The 18,688-nt window shown below is 35.9% G+C and carries 9 protein-coding genes; 7 read left to right on the top strand and 2 right to left on the bottom strand.

What is annotated here, in order from left to right; all coding sequences use genetic code 11:
• The first annotated feature begins 14 nt into the window (after positions 1–14).
• The 4 genes from HHU12_RS18895 (at position 15) to HHU12_RS18880 (ending at position 8,593) form a co-directional block, all read left to right on the top strand.
• A complete protein-coding gene (locus HHU12_RS18895) occupies positions 15–1,475 on the top strand; it encodes a glycoside hydrolase family 30 protein (RefSeq protein WP_169658300.1) in 1,461 nt (486 codons plus the stop codon).
• A gap of 279 nt (positions 1,476–1,754) precedes the next feature.
• Positions 1,755–6,188, top strand: a complete 4,434-nt coding sequence (locus tag HHU12_RS18890) for a T9SS type A sorting domain-containing protein (RefSeq protein WP_169658299.1) — start codon at positions 1,755–1,757, stop codon at positions 6,186–6,188.
• 174 nt (positions 6,189–6,362) lie between these two features.
• The gene (locus HHU12_RS18885) at positions 6,363–6,578 is read left to right on the top strand and encodes a hypothetical protein (RefSeq protein WP_169658298.1); all 216 of its coding nucleotides are present in this window, start codon (positions 6,363–6,365) and stop codon (positions 6,576–6,578) included.
• Positions 6,579–7,567: 989 nt separating this feature from the next.
• Positions 7,568–8,593 carry an NPCBM/NEW2 domain-containing protein gene (locus HHU12_RS18880; protein ID WP_169658297.1) on the top strand — a complete coding sequence of 342 codons (1,026 nt, stop codon included), beginning with the start codon at positions 7,568–7,570 and terminating at the stop codon, positions 8,591–8,593.
• 120 nt (positions 8,594–8,713) lie between these two features.
• Here HHU12_RS18880 and HHU12_RS18875 read toward each other — a convergent pair whose 3' ends face one another.
• Positions 8,714–10,360 carry a DUF6377 domain-containing protein gene (locus HHU12_RS18875; protein WP_169658296.1) on the bottom strand — a complete coding sequence of 549 codons (1,647 nt, stop codon included), beginning with the start codon at positions 10,358–10,360 and terminating at the stop codon, positions 8,714–8,716.
• A 605-nt stretch (positions 10,361–10,965) separates the two neighbouring features.
• A complete protein-coding gene (locus HHU12_RS18870; RefSeq protein WP_169658295.1) occupies positions 10,966–12,024 on the bottom strand; it encodes a hypothetical protein in 1,059 nt (352 codons plus the stop codon).
• Positions 12,025–12,631: 607 nt separating this feature from the next.
• Here HHU12_RS18870 and HHU12_RS18865 point away from each other — a divergent pair.
• From HHU12_RS18865 to HHU12_RS18855, 3 genes are all read left to right on the top strand, one after another.
• Positions 12,632–15,409, top strand: coding sequence for a TonB-dependent receptor (locus HHU12_RS18865; protein ID WP_169658294.1), 2,778 nt, complete (start codon positions 12,632–12,634; stop codon positions 15,407–15,409).
• 30 nt (positions 15,410–15,439) lie between these two features.
• Complete coding sequence (locus HHU12_RS18860) at positions 15,440–16,816, top strand: hypothetical protein (RefSeq protein ID WP_169658293.1); 1,377 nt, start codon at positions 15,440–15,442, stop codon at positions 16,814–16,816.
• A 482-nt stretch (positions 16,817–17,298) separates the two neighbouring features.
• Entirely contained in the window at positions 17,299–18,399 is a 1,101-nt protein-coding gene (locus tag HHU12_RS18855; protein WP_169658292.1) for a phospholipase D-like domain-containing protein, read from the top strand.
• Positions 18,400–18,688 lie beyond the last annotated feature (289 nt).

The following is an 18,688-nucleotide window of genomic DNA, read 5'->3' as shown; positions in this document are numbered from 1 at the left end:
TGATTAAAGACAAAATGAATACAATATTAGGACTGCTTTTAACGATAGCAACGGCATACGGAAATATATCTTGTACAGATGAATCAAAACGACCTCATGTTCCGCCTCCACCTTTGGAAGACATTTCAAACATACAACTTTATGTCACTACTAAAGATGATGTGAGAGGACAGCAGAACCAAGGGTTACGTTTAGTGGAAGACGCCGTTTCTTTTGGAGAAGATAATAGTTTGGCTACGCTAAGAATAGACAAAGAGCAAACGTATCAGGAAATTGATGGATTTGGATACACTTTAACAGGTGGTAGTGCGATGCATATCAACAATATGGCTGCAGGTGCAAGAACACAATTATTGAAGGAGTTATTTGGAAATGAAGAGGATGAAATTGGCGTGAGTTATTTAAGAATAAGTATTGGTGCTTCCGATTTGGATGAGGCTCCTTTCTCGTATTCAGAATCAGAAGATGAAAACTTGGGTAACTTCACGATCGCAAAAGACAAAGAATATTTGATTCCTGTTTTGAAGGAAATTTTAGCCATCAATCCTTCTATCAAACTTTTAGGAACACCTTGGTCGCCTCCAAAATGGATGAAAACTAATCAAGACTACAAAGGTGGTTCTTTGAAGCTAACACACTATAGTGTTTACGCCGACTATTTTGTAAAATATATCGAGGCCTATGCCACTGAAGGAATTACTATTGATGCTATTACTGTACAAAATGAGCCATTACATCCAGGAAACGTTCCAAGTTTATTAATGGAAGCTGAAGACATGGCGGAGTTTATTGCAGATCATTTAGGACCGAAATTCCAGGAAGCAGGCATCAAAACAAAGATCATCACTTATGATCATAACTGCGACCGTCCTGATTATCCTATCAGCATCATCAATTCATCAGCCAATCAATACATCAACGGTTCTGCTTTCCACTTGTATGCCGGCAATATTTCAGCCCTTTCTACAGTAAAAACAGCAGATCCAACGAAGGAGGTTTATTTTACAGAACAATGGGTAGGAGCGAATGAAGATGACTTTGGAGGTACTTTGATGTGGCACTTTGAAAACATGTTTATTGGAGCGACAAGAAACTGGAGTAGAACGGTATTGGAATGGAACTTAGCCGCTAATTCCAGTCTTCAACCTCACACTGATGGAGGATGTACTGAATGCCTTGGAGCATTGACAATTGATGGAAATACAGTGAATAGAAATGTGGCCTATTATACAGTGGCACAAGCTTCAAAGTTTATTCCATCAGGTTCACATAGAATCAAGTCGAACAATATGGGAGATTTACCCAACTCCTCTTTCCTAACACCGGAAGGAAAAGTGATCACTCTCCTTATGAATAATTCTGATGCTCAAAAGAAAATCAACTTTACAATGAATGGCGAGGATAAATCATATATCCTAAGCATTCCTGCCAACAGCGTAGGAACGATGGTTTATGATCCAAAAGCCAGTCTGTAAGTACTAGGACAGATGTAAACGAGTGTTCCGTGCACCATAGTTTTAACTATGGTGCAAGAAACATTAGTTTACATTTCTTCTTTTCTAGTTTACCACGCTGATAATGTTCTAAAAATAGACAATTGAAATACCGACACCACGAACATTATCAGCTCAGGCTTTCTCTTTTGATAGTACAGTAATCTCTCTTTTTTATTTTTTGATGAAGGAGCAACATCTTCTTCAAACTATCTCACAAAAGGTCCTTTGATCTTATGTATTACTCTAAGCTATAACGAAATGAAATACCTTATTACTTTTTTATTCCTTATAGGAACACTTCAATCTTTCGCCACCAATGTCACATTCTCTGTAGATATGAGCAATGAAGACGTGGTAGGCAAGACCGTTTACATTGCAGGCAGTTTTAATAGCTGGTCCTTCACTGCACTTTCTGATGATAATGCAGACAACATTTATGAACTAACACTAGATGTCACAGAAGGAGACCATGAGTATAAATTCTTGATTGACAGTTGGGACAATGAAGAAAATATGTCAGCCAAAGGGTGCTCTAATAACTCCAATAGATTGCTATCTGTAACAGGAACTGATGCAGTAGTTTTGGAAACAGAAATCTTCAATCAATGTGGATCACCAACGTATGTAGGCGTTACTTTTAAGGTAGATATGTCTGCTGAAACAGTCACTGACGGCGTGTACATGACGGGTTTGAATGGATCTTGGAACCACAATGAAATCCAACTTTTTGATGAAAATGCAGACCAAGTGTATGAAGTGACTCAATACTTAAAAATGGGTTCTGAACATACATACAATTATATCAATGGCAATTGGGAAGACAGCAGAGATGGATGTGATGAAGGAAAAAACAGAAGGTTGAAAGTCTACAATGAAGACATCGTATTAGATGCTTTGACTTTTGGTGCTTGTAGTGATAAAGTAGAAGTGAAGTTTTCAGTAAATATGGGAGACGATCAACCTGCCGATGATGCGGTGTATATGACAGGGCTAAACGGATGGAATCACAATGATATCAAGCTGTATGATTTAGACGGCGATAATATTTGGGAAACAACCGTATTGTTAAGCAAAAACACTTCTTATACTTATAATTTTATCAGTGGAAACTGGGAAGACGCTAGAGAAAATTGCCCAGAAGGAAAGAATAGAAGCGTAGAGGTGGGTACTTCACATATGGAAGTGGCAGTGGTGAATTTCGGTGAGTGTGACCAAGATGTGGTGACCGTAAGTACTACTTTTCAAGTGGATATGAATGCAGAGGAATTGGTAGATGGAAAAGTATTTATTGTGGAGTTGAATGGAAAATGGGAACAGCAGGATTGGGTGGAAATGACTGATGAAAACGATGATGGTATTTTCACAGCAACGGTTGATTTAGTAGAAGGAACTCAAAACTTTAGATATAACAACGGTGCAGATTGGAATGATGAAGGGATGCAAGGAACGGCTTGTGGCAATGATACGAATAATAACAGATCTGTAGAAATTGTGTCCGATGGTTCAGAAACCCCTGCTCAGTTATTGGACGTTGTGGCTTTTAATTCTTGTACTGCTGAAGCTCCAACTTATAACATAACTTTCACTGTGGATTTAGGAAATGAAACAGCAGATGTTCCTGGTATTCTTTACCGTAAAGCAGGTGAAGATACATGGAATGATGAGGTGGCACTTACTCAAAATACAGAAGAGACGACAGTTTGGGAAGTAACACTTTCTTTAACTCAAGGACAAAACTATGAGTATTTATTTACGAATGGAGAGGATGAGGAAAGCAGTAGATCAGACTGCAGTGATGGGTACTTGAGAACGCATAAGGTGAGTGGAAAAGAGGAGTTGCTGAAAGTGACTTATGGTGAATGTGATACGCCAAGAGAAAATGTAGCGGTGACTTTTCAAGTTGATATGAATGCAGAGGAGTTGGTAGATGGAAAAGTATTTATTGTAGAGTTGGATGGAAAATGGGAACAACAAGACTGGGTAGAAATGATGGATGAAGACGGTGACGGTATTTTTACTGCAACGGTGGAACTGTTAGAAGGGACCCAGAAATTTAGATATAATAATGGTAGCGATTGGAATGATGAAGATTTATCAGGTGGAGCATGTGCTGTTGACGGTGATAGAAACAGAAGCTTGACAGTGGTGAGTGATGGTACAGAGAATCCGGTTCAAATTTTGGATGTATTGGCCTTCAATTCCTGTACGTCAGAAGCCCTTGTCTATAACGTAACTTTTTCTGTTGATTTAGCCGATCAAACAGCAAGTTCCCCTGGTATCCTTCACCGCATAGAAGGTGAAGACATATGGATGGACGAAGTACCTCTTACTCAAAATGCAGAAGAGCCTTCTATTTGGGAAATCACGCTTTCGCTTACGCAAGGACAAACCTACAGCTACTTATTTACGAATGGAGACGATCAAGAAAGTAATAGAGCGGAGTGTGGCGACGGTTATCTAAGAACGCTAAAAGTCAATGGCAATGAAGAACTTTTGACTGTAAAATATGGTGAGTGTGATACACCTCCTCAAAACGTAGGAGTGACTTTCCAAGTAGATATGAATGCTGAGGATTTGGTAGATGGAAAAGTATTTATTGTAGAATTGAATGGGAAATGGGAGCCGAAAGACTGGGTAGAAATGACCGATGAAGATAACGATGGGATCTTTACAGCGACCGTTAATTTATTAGAAGGCCTGCAAGTTTATCGTTATAATAATGGTACAGATTGGAATGATGAAAACTTATCAGGAACTGCTTGTGGCATTGCAGATAGCAGAAATAGAAGCTTGAAAGTAGTGGGTGATGGATCAGAAAACCCAACTCAAGTTGTTGATGTTGTAGCCTTTAATTCTTGTTCCGCTGAAACACCTTCACATGAAATTACCTTCTCTGTAAATCTAGGAACACTAGAAGCAGATACACCTGGTTTACTATTCAAAGCAACAGGAGAGGAAGCATGGAATGAGAAAGTTCTATTGGTGAAAAATGAAGCTTTTGATAACGTTTGGGAAGCAAAAGTAGCCTTAAATCAAGGTGTCACTTACGATTATCAATTTACAAATGGTGAGGATGCTGAAAGTGGAAGAGCAGACTGTGAAGAAGGTCAAATCAGAACGCATAAAGTAACAGGAGCTGAAAGTTTAGTAACAGTGAAATACGGCAGATGTGATGCTGAACCTGAAGAGGTAGCGGTGACTTTCCAAGTGGATATGAATGCTGAAGAGTTGGTTGATGGAAAAGTATTTATTGTAGAATTGAATGGAAAATGGGAGCCGAAAGATTGGATAGAAATGACCGATGAAAACAATGATGGTATTTTTACAGCAACAGTAACTTTATTAGAAGGCCCTCAAAAATTCAGATACAATAACGGTGCAGATTGGAATGATGAGGATTTGTCTGATAACCCTTGTGCTGTGGATGGTGATAAAAACAGAAGTTTGAATGTAGTCAGTGACGGTACTGAAAACCCTACTCAAGTGTTGGATGTGGTAGCTTACAATTCATGTTCAAGCGAACCTGTCGTTTACGCTTCAGTGACTTTCAGTATTGATGTTTCTCAAATGGAAGGAGAGGAAAAGCCTTATATCTTGGGGTCATGGGACAATATAAAAACGGAAATGACTTCAATTGGTGCAGGAGTTTATACTCAAACTATTGAATTATTGGACAAGGAAGCCTTTACTTACCTTTACTATTACGGGAATACTGTTGAAGCTTTCGAAGGCGACTGTTTAAATGCTGAAGGACAAAGAAGTATTACAGTAGATGGAGATTCACTTTTACCTATTCTACTTTTCAATTCATGTGAAGAAAGCACTCCAGTGTTTGAAACCGTTGAAGTAACTTTCAAAGTAAATCTAGCCAATCAAAGACCACCGGAAGAAGGCGTATTTATAGCAGGATCATGGCTTTCAAACAACTGGACACCAGAAAATTTTGATGAATTGACAGACGAAGACAATGACGGAATTTGGGAAGTCACCATCACTTTGAATGCCAATTTTAGCTATGAATATCAATTTACAATGGGTAGAAACTGGGACAACACAGAGAACATGGAAGAAAGTGGCTGTGAAGTGGCAGGGACTAAAAACAGAGGAGTAACTACAGGTTCAGAAGATCTGATTTTAGAAGTGGTTTGTTTCAATGAATGCTCCATTTGTGTAATCGATGTAGTCAATATTACAGTAAGCGGTGAAAATATCACAGAAAAAGGAGGCACATCACAAATGACGGCAACAGTAATGCCTCTTAATGCAGACGTAAAAGAGGTGAAGTGGTCGATCAGTGACACAAGCATTGCCACAATTGATGAAAACGGCTTAGTGACAGCATTAAAAGACGGAATGGTAACAATCACTGCTACAACAATGCAGGAAGGATCGACTGTTTCAGGAACGAAAGAAATAACAATTACTGGACATATAATCAATAGCTTAGAGAATGATCTAGAAAGAAAGATCAGTGTGTTTCCAAATCCTTCTCAAGGAATATTTAGCATTGAATCCGATATCAACCTCGATGAAATCAGCATTTATGATTTAAGAGGGCAATTGATCTACAGGGTACAACCTTCTGAATTAGGACAGCAGAAGATAAAAGTAGAGCAGTTGCAAAAAGGAATCTATCTTTTAAATATTTCAATCAGTGAAAATACGGTCAAGAAGAAGGTGATAATCCAATAAATTTTCTGTTTTTATTAATAACGGAGATAAGGCTCATTAGTATTAATGGGTCTTATTTTTTGGTTTAATTTTTTTAAAAAGACGATGTTCTAGCAAAGAGGAATAGTAATAAATTCAAATTTCCAAGACTAATACCCCTCAATTACGTATAACTATTGTATAAAGTAATTGAAAATGGAAAGTAACATACAAAAATCCTTTCAGAATGGCCCTTTTTCAGATACCGTTTCATATAAGTCTGATAAAGGTGAAATTTCATTAGTTTATCCTTGTTATGTGAAACATGGAAAATATGAGATCTATGATTTAAAAGGAAATCTATTCAGAAAGTCAGAAACGTATTCTTCAGTGGAACAAGCAGAGCAAAGAATCAAAGCCCTGCTCAGTTAACTGAGCTTGAACAATAAATGACAAACAGCTAAATCCCGCATTTTATGTGGGATTTTTTATGTACTATGACAGAAGAAAAGGGATATTTCGTAGACCCATAATTGAAATTATGGTCTTTTGGGAAGACACTTCAATGTTCAACTTTTAATTATAATATTCGACCTGAGTGTCTTAAAAATAAAGGTCAGATCTAATTAATTATTGAAGTATACCAAGTCTATAATGAAAGTCGGAAAGAAGGATAGCTCCCCAAAAGCCCATGACTTCAAGTCATGGAGCACGATATTTTGTTCTATTTCTTCTCTCCTTGCACTTATCTAAAAAAGAGAAAAGGAGGGGCATCATTTCTTTTCATTATTTTTGCCGGTCATTCCAAAAATCTCTATCAAAATCGTTTTATCCCCCCCTTGTATTATCAAAAAATCTTCTTTTCCTAATTCAATAGAAAAATGGTTTTAGCTATTTTTTTAAAAGGGAAAATGCAGTCTTGAAGCCATTCAAAATTGAATCAACACAAAATTGCATTGCCCCTGATATACCTTACTTGTAAACCAAAATTATCTTTACAAATGTACTTTAGAAAAGGCTTAATTTTTATTACAGATCTATCATAATAAGCGTACAAATCTATAATCATGAATTGAAAATTGTTATTTTTTTTACTCGTATTTATTAAATGATGTTGACTCAAAAATAGTATTATCAATAGGAGGGGATTTAACTTTTTGTATTATAACTCACCATATCAATAGTCAATAGTTAAAATGATGATACGTGTAAGGTGTTGTGATATAGGTGTTTACTGATAATTACAAATTGATCTAAACTTTACCTGAATATTCTGTTATAAGAAATGAAAGATTAAAGCATTTTTAAAAAATAGGCTATTTCTACCTTTAGGTGTGATTCAAAACAATTTGATTAACAGAATTAGTGAAGCAACAGACTAATTCAATTATGATATTTTTTTATTAAAAGAGAGATTTGAAATGAACGTTCAAAAGAAATTATTAGCATTAGGAGCTCTTCTTATTCTTAATGCAGGAGCATACGCACAAACCGAAACTCAAACTCCTGAAGTGGAAATCATGAAAGGAAAGAAAGTCCACTTAAGAAGTAAAGACGCTTTGACAAATAGCTCTTCTTACTGGAAAGTAAACGAAGATAAAGCGGTAAGTGGTGAGAAGTTGACAATGAAAGGAGTGCAATATTCAAAAGGTCTTGGAGTTCACGCACCTTCTAACATGACTTTTAAAGTACCTCCAAAAGCACAATATTTTTATGTAGTTCCAGGTCCCGATGATGCCCATAATGGTTTGATAAAGATGTCGATCAAAGTGGACAATGAGGAAGTATTTAATTCTGGAGTAATTTCAAGCAAGAAGGGGTATAAACCAAAAATGCATGCCATTGATGTTACTGGAGCAACAATCATCACATTGGTTGTAGATGAGTTGGAAGACAAAGGTGGTGACCATGCAGACTGGGCTGAAGCATTTTTTGTAGAAGGAAAAAAAGCCAACAAACCTAAGAATCCAGATCTGATGTCAAAATTAGAATCTGAATTGGCAGATGACGAGTTGGCAGGTGAAAAAGTACATTTAACAAAAGAATTGGCATCAACTGTAGATTCTTACTGGAGAGTGATGAACAACGAAGGTATTGAAGGTGGCAAAATCAGCTTGAAAGGAAAAAAATACAACAAAGGTTTAGGTGTTCACGCTCCATCCACTTTAGTTTTCCCAGTAGAAGCAAATTACAAGCAGTTTGTAGTAACTCCTGGTGCGAATGATTCAAACGGTGGTATTATCAGAATGCGTATTCTTATTGATGGTCAAGAAGCATACAATAGCGGAGCGATCAAGTCAACAAAGCAAAAACCAGAAAGATTAGTATTGGATGTTGCGGGTAAAAAGCAAGTAACATTAATCGTTGATGAAGAAGATGGAGAAAGAGGCGGTGACCACGCAAGCTGGGCCAGTGCTTACTTCATGCTTTCAGGTGGAACAAAATAGTATTTTTTTAATGAAGAATTAAGAATGTAGAATGAAGGTGGTTCGAGAGGTTGGAGCTTATTTGTAAGAACCACAACAAGTGCTACCATCATTCTACATTATTCATCCTTAATTCTTAACTCATTCCCCAATCTTCATCACATATTCTTCAAAACGCTCCCGATCTACCACTGCTTTATTCTTGATTTTCACCCTATAATTATAGATTGTAGTCACCGAATTACCCAATAGCTTAGAGATTTTGGCACTATCTGAAATTCCCAATCTCACCAATGCAAAAATTCTTAATTCTGTATTCAATAAGTCTTTTGCTTTCAATTTAATAGGGTCTTCAGGATCTAATAATCGATTCATTTCCTCCACAAAGTCAGGGTAGATATTCAAGAAAGTGGTATCAAAGTTTTTATAAAACTGCTTCATTTCCACCTTTCTGACATCTTGATTTTTGATTTCATCGAGTAAAACACCATACTTTCTTCCAATCAGCATTTTCTGTGTATGCATTGCCTGATTTTCTAGCTTGTCGATATAATCAGAACAGATTTTTAAAAATTCACCAATATAAACTTCCTTCACGTGATTGGTTTTGTAAAGGTCAGAATGAAGTTTTTTCAACTGTTCATTGGCAGTAATTAACTCAGCATTCGAAGTCTTCAACTGATCGTTTACTTCCACTGATTTATTTCTAGCTTTTCGTACAATATTCACCTGCCTTCTGATGTAGAAAAAGGCAAAAATTAGAACAAAAGAGAGTAAAGAAGTGACGATTGTAAAAACCTGTAAACTAAGCTTTTGCTCTATTAATTGATCCTCGTAAGATTTTGAAATTAAAGGGAGAATATCGGCAATTTGAATTTTTCTAAGATCAGAATTATAGAAATGAGCATCTTCATAAGAGATATTGATGTACTTGTAGGCTCTTTCCAAGTCACCACTTTTGTACAGTTGATTAGCTAAAACTGCTAATGAGGCATTATCTTTAATGGAGCCCTTTACATCAGAAATAGCGGAGAGCACAAGGTATTTTTTCTGATTCTCAAGGTCTTTTTCAAACTCATAAGTAATAGAATGCAAGAAAGTAATTTTGGAATATTCTCTCTGTCCTACTTGAGTTCTTGACAACCTTAAGGCATTGATTCTTCTGGCTTCTTGTACATTTTTCTGATCTAAAGCTTGCACTTCTTTAATGGCTAGATATTCATCTGAATGCTCAGGTAGAAGCTCTAAAAGTATTTTTGAATAATGCTGATATTTTTCTTGGTAACTCTTTTTCAGGTGTTTTACACGAGTGTAAAATGAGAGCTGATAATAAAGTTCTTTATAAATAAGGTTATAAAAAATCAACTGACTATTGCTCAATGTACTCTGATCAATACCTTCGAGGATCTCTTCAGATTCAAGATAAATTCCAGACCTGATTAAAAGATTAGCCAGGTTGATATAGGTATCATTGATTAGCTTTTCTTCTCCCAGCTCTTTTGAAAATTTGATAGCTTCATTGATAAAGTGAAGGGCACCATAAAACTCAAAAACTTCATACAGCTTGAAGATTTCCATGGCCAAAAAATATTTCTCTCTTAAGGCTGTGGTATCGCTTTCCATCACATACCTGAACTTGTCAATTTCTTTATTCTTTTGAAGCTCCAATTGAGGTCGCTGTGCAATCAACAAATCTAGTTCTTTGTAAAGTGAATCCAGCTCATTGTTGCCCAATGACGTGAGTGATGTTAAAAGAAGTAGTAATAAAGGAGTAAAAAATTTATACATTCAGTTAAAAAAATGGTTTAGATAATTATGTAGTTGGTACATTGTAAATTAAACTTTCGTCAACTTCAAATTCATATTTCTACAAGCGTTCTAGGATCTATTTTCAAGCTTCCTACTTCTTCATTTTTGTCTTAAAACAAAAACGAAGCAAAAAATTCAAGGCTTAGAAGTCAAAAGCTAAATTTCATTCCTCTCGCCTAAATGATTTTAAACTCGCTAAAGCTCAAACAAGAAAATCATTTTTAACGGCTCATTTCATGAAATTCTTAACGCTTTTCCCTTCAAGGCCAGGGGTAGTACTACCAAACTAATGTGCTAGTAAGCTTAATGGTGCGAATGTTAAGCGGTAGCGTCATTCGTGTCCTACAGATCATCAGAAATCTCCTGATTTCTAATTACAATGAGTCTTCGAAACTTAATTTACATTACAGTGTGTGTCAAATCTATAAAAAAAAAGAACGTTTTAAAATGAATTATCTCATCATTATAGCGTCGTCGAATACCCCAATAGTTACTACACTAAATTTTCATTTTCAAAAGCACAAAAAAATCCCGCCTTCAAACCAAATATGAAAGCGGGATTGATTATTTATATTAAAAGGTGTTTACTGATAAACTACCTTTTTATTGGCTTTATCACCCATTGGAATATTTTCCCAAACGAAGTGTCCGTTTACGATAGGGTATCCGGCTCTTACAATATCACTGTTACCATTACTTTGGATTGTATCTACTGTAAAGAAACCTAATTTCTTAGCGAAAAGGATATTGAACTCTTCCACTTGACCTAGCGGTTTGAACGTTCTGTCTTTGATTTCTAATTGCTTCCACTCCAAGTATTTTGGTAAAGTATAATCATGGAATACTGTGCATTCTCTAACAATACTTGGGTTTAAGTTTTTGACCTTTTGTGTATAAGCCAAAACTTGCGTCATGATATCACCATAATCCTCCAAGTTGTCACCCAATTCCATTGACTGAAGCAAGTTGAGCGTTAAAGTATTTTTATACGTTCTTTCTTTTGGCAACCAGCTTACGTTGAAGATCAAGAAAAGAATATCAGCAGTCAATCGCTTCTTATAAGCCACTAACTTTTCTGCTAATTCCTTTTCCTCATAAGAGATGACATTATTATTAGCCATTACTAAAAACTTACCGACTGTTTTAGCCAAGAAGTTTTTCACTCCAAAAGGTTTCTGGTCAATTTTACCGTCTAAGAATACTTTCTTGTAGATCTCAATATCCTCATCATATTCTTCAAGGTCATAGTTGATCAATAACGATTCCATTAAAACAATCAAGTTGGTCATATCCTTGATATCAACCTTACGTTCTTGTTCACTGGTAATTGATCTTTTCTTGAAATAAGGATTTAGAACAAGATCAAACTGTTTATTGATTCTATCTGATATTTTCTGCAATGAAGGTAGAAGACTATTTTCAAAATCTCTATACCCTTTTCCATAATCAAGTTGAGCATCTATTGACGAAAGGAAACCCAAAATTTGGTCGTTTGGTGTTTCTGAATTTTCCAAAATACTAGAAGCCTCTAGACTTTGAATGTCATTCCAGCTGGATACTACGAATTCAAGCAAGGCATCTAAACCTTCTCTTGTTTCAAACTCTTCAGTTAAGTATTTTGATAAATTAATATTCTTTCCCATTGAATTTTTTTGGAGCTATATTTTAATTAAAGCTATTCTTTAATCTATTTCTCAATAAAATAAATTTGAAAGCGCAATATAATCAGATTGTCTCCAATTTTAGGCATTCAAGCACATCATTATGTATAATGATTTGTAATTAATGCTGATGAAAGATTAACAATTGGATGTAATCAGTGTTTTAAGTCTTTGTACATAAGAAAAATTCATTGATAAAAAAGAGACTTTAGCAGTTTTTATTTTTTTTAATTTTAATCTTCTAAAAAAATATTCACATTTTTTTAGTTTTTGAGTAATGGTGAACTTTGTTGTGAGTTGTGGTGGTGTAATTTTCATTAACAAATTAATACATTGATTAATAGTGTTTTATGTTTTAAAATTATTGTCGTTTTAATTGTGTTATTAACATTTTATCAATTCTTATGGAAAATTTATGAATGAATACTCACTGTTAATGAAAGATTTTTTATTCTGTAAGATTGAATTCATTTTAGCTTTTGTTGTTCATAAAAGGTTCATTGATTTTAAAAATTTCGTAATCTCTTTTGTGGTTACAGTTCGATTTCAGTTTCTCACTTTTGCACCGTAATCAATCTAAACTAGACAAATGTATAAGTCTTTACTGCTGATGATAATTTTTCATCTGACGACTTTTTTAGCATCAGCACAAGTAATTAAAGGGACTATAACAGACAAAAATGGAGAAGCCTTAATTGGGGCGTCTGTTGTAGTGGAAGGCACCACTAATGGTGCAATTGTAGGTCTTGATGGTACTTACATTATTAAAGGGACAAACAATAGTTCTCTCAATCTTAAAGCATCTTTTGTAGGCTTTAAAACACAAATAAAATCAGTGACTGTAAGTGGAGAGACAGTAGTTGATTTTGTGTTGAAAGAAGATCATCAAGAGTTAGCCGAAGTGGAAGTTAGAGCTTCGAGAGAATTAGACACGGATGCAAGTGCAAGAGCTACAGAACAGCATTCACCTATGGTATTGAATGTGGTTTCAGCGAGTACTATTGAACTTTCACCCGACCTGAACGTTGCTGATGTAATGCAAAGAGTATCAGGTGTTTCTTTGGAACAAAATAATTCTGGTGTAGGAAGTTTCGCCATTGTAAGAGGTATGCCTAAAAGATATTCTTACACTTTAGTAAATGGTGTGAAAATTCCATCTCCTGATAATAAAAACAGATATGTTCCTTTGGATATGTTTCCTTCTGAATTGCTTGACCGTGTGGAGGTTACTAAGGCTTTAACACCAAGTATGGAAGGTGATGCGGTAGGTGGTGCTATGAACTTGATCATGAAAAATGCGAAAGATCGTTTTAGCTTTAAGATCAATGCTTCTGGTGGTATGAACACCTTATTCTTAAAAGATGGAGGACAGCCTTTCCTTACGTATGATCAGTCTCTGACCAATAAAATTGCTCCGCATGATAGAGCCGTTGAAGGATATAGTGCGACATTTAATGACTTTACAACGGACAATTTAGTGCCTAAAGAAACTTACAATCCAATTGATTTTAATTTAGGTGCATCGGTTAGTAATCGTTTCTTAGATGGTAAATTAGGTGTTGTATTGGCAGGTAGTTTACAAAAATTGCATAGAGGTTCTGATACACATGTATATGATGTGGGTTATAACCAAATTACAAATTTAGTTGACCTTGAAACCTATGAATACAGACAGTATTCTTCTGCCATGACAAGGGGAGGTGTTCATAATAAAATTGATTATGTTTTCAATAACAAACACAGTATCAGTTTGTACAATGCCTTGATTTATGAAAGAGAAGATCAGGTAAGAGAGACTGTAAGGTATAGACTTTGGGACGGAGAGTATGATCCAGAAAGTCAGAGTGGTACGGCTACTTTTGTGACTAGAATAAGAACTACTGAACAGAAGATCCAGAACTCAACACTGCAAGGTAAACATCAAATATTACCTGCTTGGAAATTGGATTGGTCTGCCGTGTATTCATTAGCCACTAGAAACCGTCCTGACCAAACCATTTTTACAAGAAATGCCGCTTTTGTAAATGGAGTGCCCAATCAGGTGCGTGTAGAGGACTTTGGTTCTCAATACAGAATTTGGGAAGATAACTCAGATAGAGATTATTCTGCTTATATCAACAACACGGTCGATTTGGATCGCTTTGGAGAGTTGAAAGTAGGTGGAATGTACAGAAATAAAGAAAGAACTAACAATTACATCCGTTACAACTTTAAACCCCTTAACAATGAAACCAAAACGGGTGAAGACTGGAAATACAATGAAGTAGACTGGTCACTATCAAACCCAAAAGGAGGAAGAACAAACCCTCTGAATTATGATGCACATGAAAACATTTTAGCTTACTATGTTGAGTATAAATATGAGCCTTCTCAACGCACAGAAATAGTAGGTGGTGTACGTGTGGAACATACAGATCAAGGGTATACTTTAAGACATCCTCCTTATGAAATGGATCCTGAAGGAGGACAGGAGTATGTGGATTACTTACCGAGTTTACATTTTCGTTATAAGCTAAATGAAAACTCAAACTTAAGAGCCTCATACTTCCGTTCTGTGATCCGTCCAGGCTTCTTCGAAATTGTTCCTTATTCAATAGGAGAAGAAGTAACTGATACAGGAATTGATGAAAAAGGAAACCCAGATTTGAAGCGAACAATAGCGGATAATATTGATCTGCGTTACGAAGTTTTCCCAGGTGTAAGAGATAATTTATTTATTGGGTTATTCTATAAAAACATCCAAGATCCAATTGAAAGCGGAGTAAAAAGAGACGAAAGAGGCAGAACTTATTTACAGCCTGATAACTTTGGTTCTGCTGTCAACTACGGTTTGGAAATTGACGCCACAAAGTACTTTAGAAACTTTGGTATCAAAGCCAATTATACTTACACACAATCAAGTATTACAACAACCAAGATATTATACGTAAGAGATGATCCTAATGATCCTTCTTCCAATAATAAACCTGTAGATGTTGATCAAACACGTCCACTACAAGGACAGTCTGCACATATCGGTAATGTTTCATTGCTGTACAAAAACCAGAAAATGGGCCTTGACATTCAACTAGCCAATGTATTTACAGGCAAAAGAATTGATCAGGTAGTAAGATATTATGAAAAGGACTTCTGGCAGGAAGCAAGATGGCAAATGGACTTTTCAATGGAAAAACACTTTGATTTTGGGCTAACATTTTTCGTGAAAGCTAGAAATCTTCTTGACACACCACTTGTACTTTACGTGGATCAAGAACTTAATGAAAGACAATCTAAATACCCTAAACAAGGTAATCCTGGTGATCCCCTTAAGGTGAGGGATGAACGTTACGGACGTAATTTCCAATTGGGTATTAAGTACAAATTATAATCTATTCAAAACAATTTTTTTAAGTTTAAAATGAAAACTTTTAACTCTTTTCTTGTAAAAGGTCTTTTGGTCCTTTCTACACTATTCGTTGTGGTATCATGTAGCGAAGACACTGAAATTTTAGGAGATGATAATGACACTCCTGATGTGGACAACCCTATCACTCCGGAAGAAGCTGAAGACATCACAATTACAGAGGTATATAACATTACTGAAGATGAAACTTGGGCTTCAGGTATCACTGTAAACTTCGGAAATCACGTAGTAATTAAAGAAGGTGTTACATTAACAATCGAGCCAGGTGTAAAAGTTTTAGCAGATAAAGATGTTGCTCCTGAATTTATCATCGACGGTAACTTACATGCGTTAGGTACTGCTGAGGACCCTATCTACTTTACTGTTCCTGATGCTGACAGAACTGAAGCAAACATCTTCAACTTACAAGCTTGGGCTGGTTTTGTCTGTACTGCTACAGCGAAGTCTTTCGTATTGGACCACGTAGTAATGGAATTTGCTAACGGTATCTTAACAGATGAGCATTTTTCTATTCAAAGAGAATTAGGTTTTGAAGTAGGTGAACCTTCTTATGGTTTCTACTCTGAAAGCTCTGAAACAAAAATAGTGGTTCACAACTCAACAATCGCTTATATGGTAGATGATGCATTCCGTCCTGAAGGTGGTCAAATCTCATTCTACAATAACGTATTCGCATTTATCGGTGCTACAGGTGGAGAAGCATTAAACATCAAAGCAGGCACTACTGGTGATATCGCTTACAACCTTTTTTACCACATCGCTACAAACGGTCCTAAATGGTCAAACAAAAACGGTGATGCTGTACAAACTAACATCAACGCTTACAACAACACTATCGTTTCTGGCGGATGGAGAAGATCAAAGTCAGGTCGTGGTGGTTCTGTAAACATCGAAGATGGTGCAAGAGGTAAAGTTTTCAATAACATTATCGTAAACTGCCGTTATGGTGTACGTATCGTTGGAGATCATGCAACAGGTGACACTAACGTAGATATGGAAAACACTACTATCGGAAACCAATTCTACTATGGTTACAATGACATCATCCAAAATGAGTTTGCTCCAAGTAATGGTGTATTAAAAAATGTATCTGAGTCTTCAATTACTACAGGTAAGCCTGGTTTCGTAAACTTTAATGTTGAGGCATTCAAAATCGAAGCAATCGACGGTGAAGAGGCTTTCTATACGCCAATCGAAACAGTGAAATTCGAGGATTGGGCACAGTACGACTTCCACTTATCTTCAACTTCATCTGCTAAAGATGCAGGTTCTGATCAAGTAGTTCCTATGTACAAGTCAATCTCTGTAGCTGGAAAAACTTTCGCAGTTCCAAACTCAGCCTCTTACATTGGTGCATACGGTACTAAATAATTAGTAGACGAACGTCAATAATAAAAGGAATAAAGTGCTTTACCTGAAATCCAAAGTACTTTATTCCTTTCTTTTTATCTCAAAAAAAACCGTTTCCTGTTATTGAAATAAATTGTAAACTAAGTTTTTCGAATGCTTATAGTATTCATTCGAGCAAGTATTTTTTACCCAATTCGTCTGGTAATGCTTTCCTGGCCTTGAAGGGAAAAGCGTAAAGAATTTCATGAATTGAGCCGTAAAGAATGATTTTCTTGTTTGAGCTTTAGAGAGTTTAAAATCATTTAGGCGAAAGTAATGGAATTTAGCTTTTGACTTCTAAGCCTTGAATTTTTTGCTTCGTTTTTGTTTCAAGACAAAAAATGAAGAAGAAGGAAGTTTGGAAGTAGAACCAAGCCATTTAAGATAAACTTTTTTTGTAGCGGACGAAAACTACGGGTAGACAAGAAAATAACGGGTATATAAAATCAATTCTTTCTAAACTAATGAAACACCTTTTCCTACTCTTCCTTCCTCTCTTTTTCTTTTCATGTGAAGTAGCAGATACGATCACTTCTGATGTTCCTGCACATACTTTCACCTTCGATGAAGAATTCCCTATTACAGTCTTACCCACAGATGAAGACTTGAAAAACTCCTCCACTATATATTATGAAAATGTAAATAACATCATTGATGCCACCCCAAGTGGTGAAACGATCCATGTCAATCTTTTTAAGTTTTCTACCGGTACTATTAGAGACCGTTTATTAGAAGCAATGCGAAGAGGAGTAGAGGTGCATGTAATGTTGGATATCGATGAGGTCAATAATTACACGGCCAAAATCTTACAAGATAGTGTGACTACTTTTTTAAGATACAACAACTACCTTTCTTCAAAATCTATCAATCACAATAAATACCTATTGAGTTCAGGAATTGCAACATCAGATTCTATAAGAAGAAATATTGTATTACAGACGAGCTATAATTTTACAGCCAAGGACAACTCCAAATACCAAGATATGGTAATGCTGGCGGATGAGGCACTTTACAATGTTTTTGTATCTAACTACGAAGATATGGAAGTAGCCTATAATGAAAAGAAGTTAAGAGAGTGGTCTTTTGAGTGGCAACAACACGGACAAGCTACGGTAGGCTTCTTACCAAAACTCACAGGCGGAGATATTGCTGTTGATATTTTTTCAGGAGTAAGCAATACAGCTGTTGTTACTATTATGAATTCCAAGTGGGAAGATGACCGCCCTACACTAAAATCTACATTACAAGGATTATTGGATCAAGGAACAACTTTACACATCATGGCACCTCCATTAAGGACAGATAACTTGGATAAAAGATGGGAAGACCAACTGAATGAGTGGAATACCAACTATGATAATTGCATTGTAAAATGGATCAGTGCTAGATCAATTCATAACAAAACAATCTTAATTGAAGACGGTGAAAACAGTGCAGTCTGGACGGGTGCTCATAATTTCAGAGCAAGGTCACTGAGATATAATAATGAGGCGATTTTGAAGTTAGAACATTCAAGTATTGTGGCTGATTATAAAGTGTGGTTGGAGACTGTTTTTGGGATGTAGAGTGTGATCAATAATAAATAGGGGAGAAAAAAGGGATGTTTCGTGACCCCATGAGTTCAGTCATGGGGCACGTTTTAGTAATGATACATCGACTATTCCTTTTTAAATTTATAGGTATATAAACTTACGTCGCCCAATCACAAAGCTGTTTTTGGGTGACATGAATTGAAGAAACCATCCGTGCCAATAATTTTTTGAAAATTGTTTTCCGATATACCCTTCTATTAAATCGAAAATGAAATTCATCTAAATATCGTTGGATATATTGATCACTGACATGGTGATGAAT

The organism is Flammeovirga aprica JL-4, assembly GCF_012844305.1.
Classification (GTDB): Bacteria; Bacteroidota; Bacteroidia; order Cytophagales; family Flammeovirgaceae; genus Flammeovirga; species Flammeovirga aprica.
This window is presented reverse-complemented; position numbering and strand designations above follow the sequence as displayed.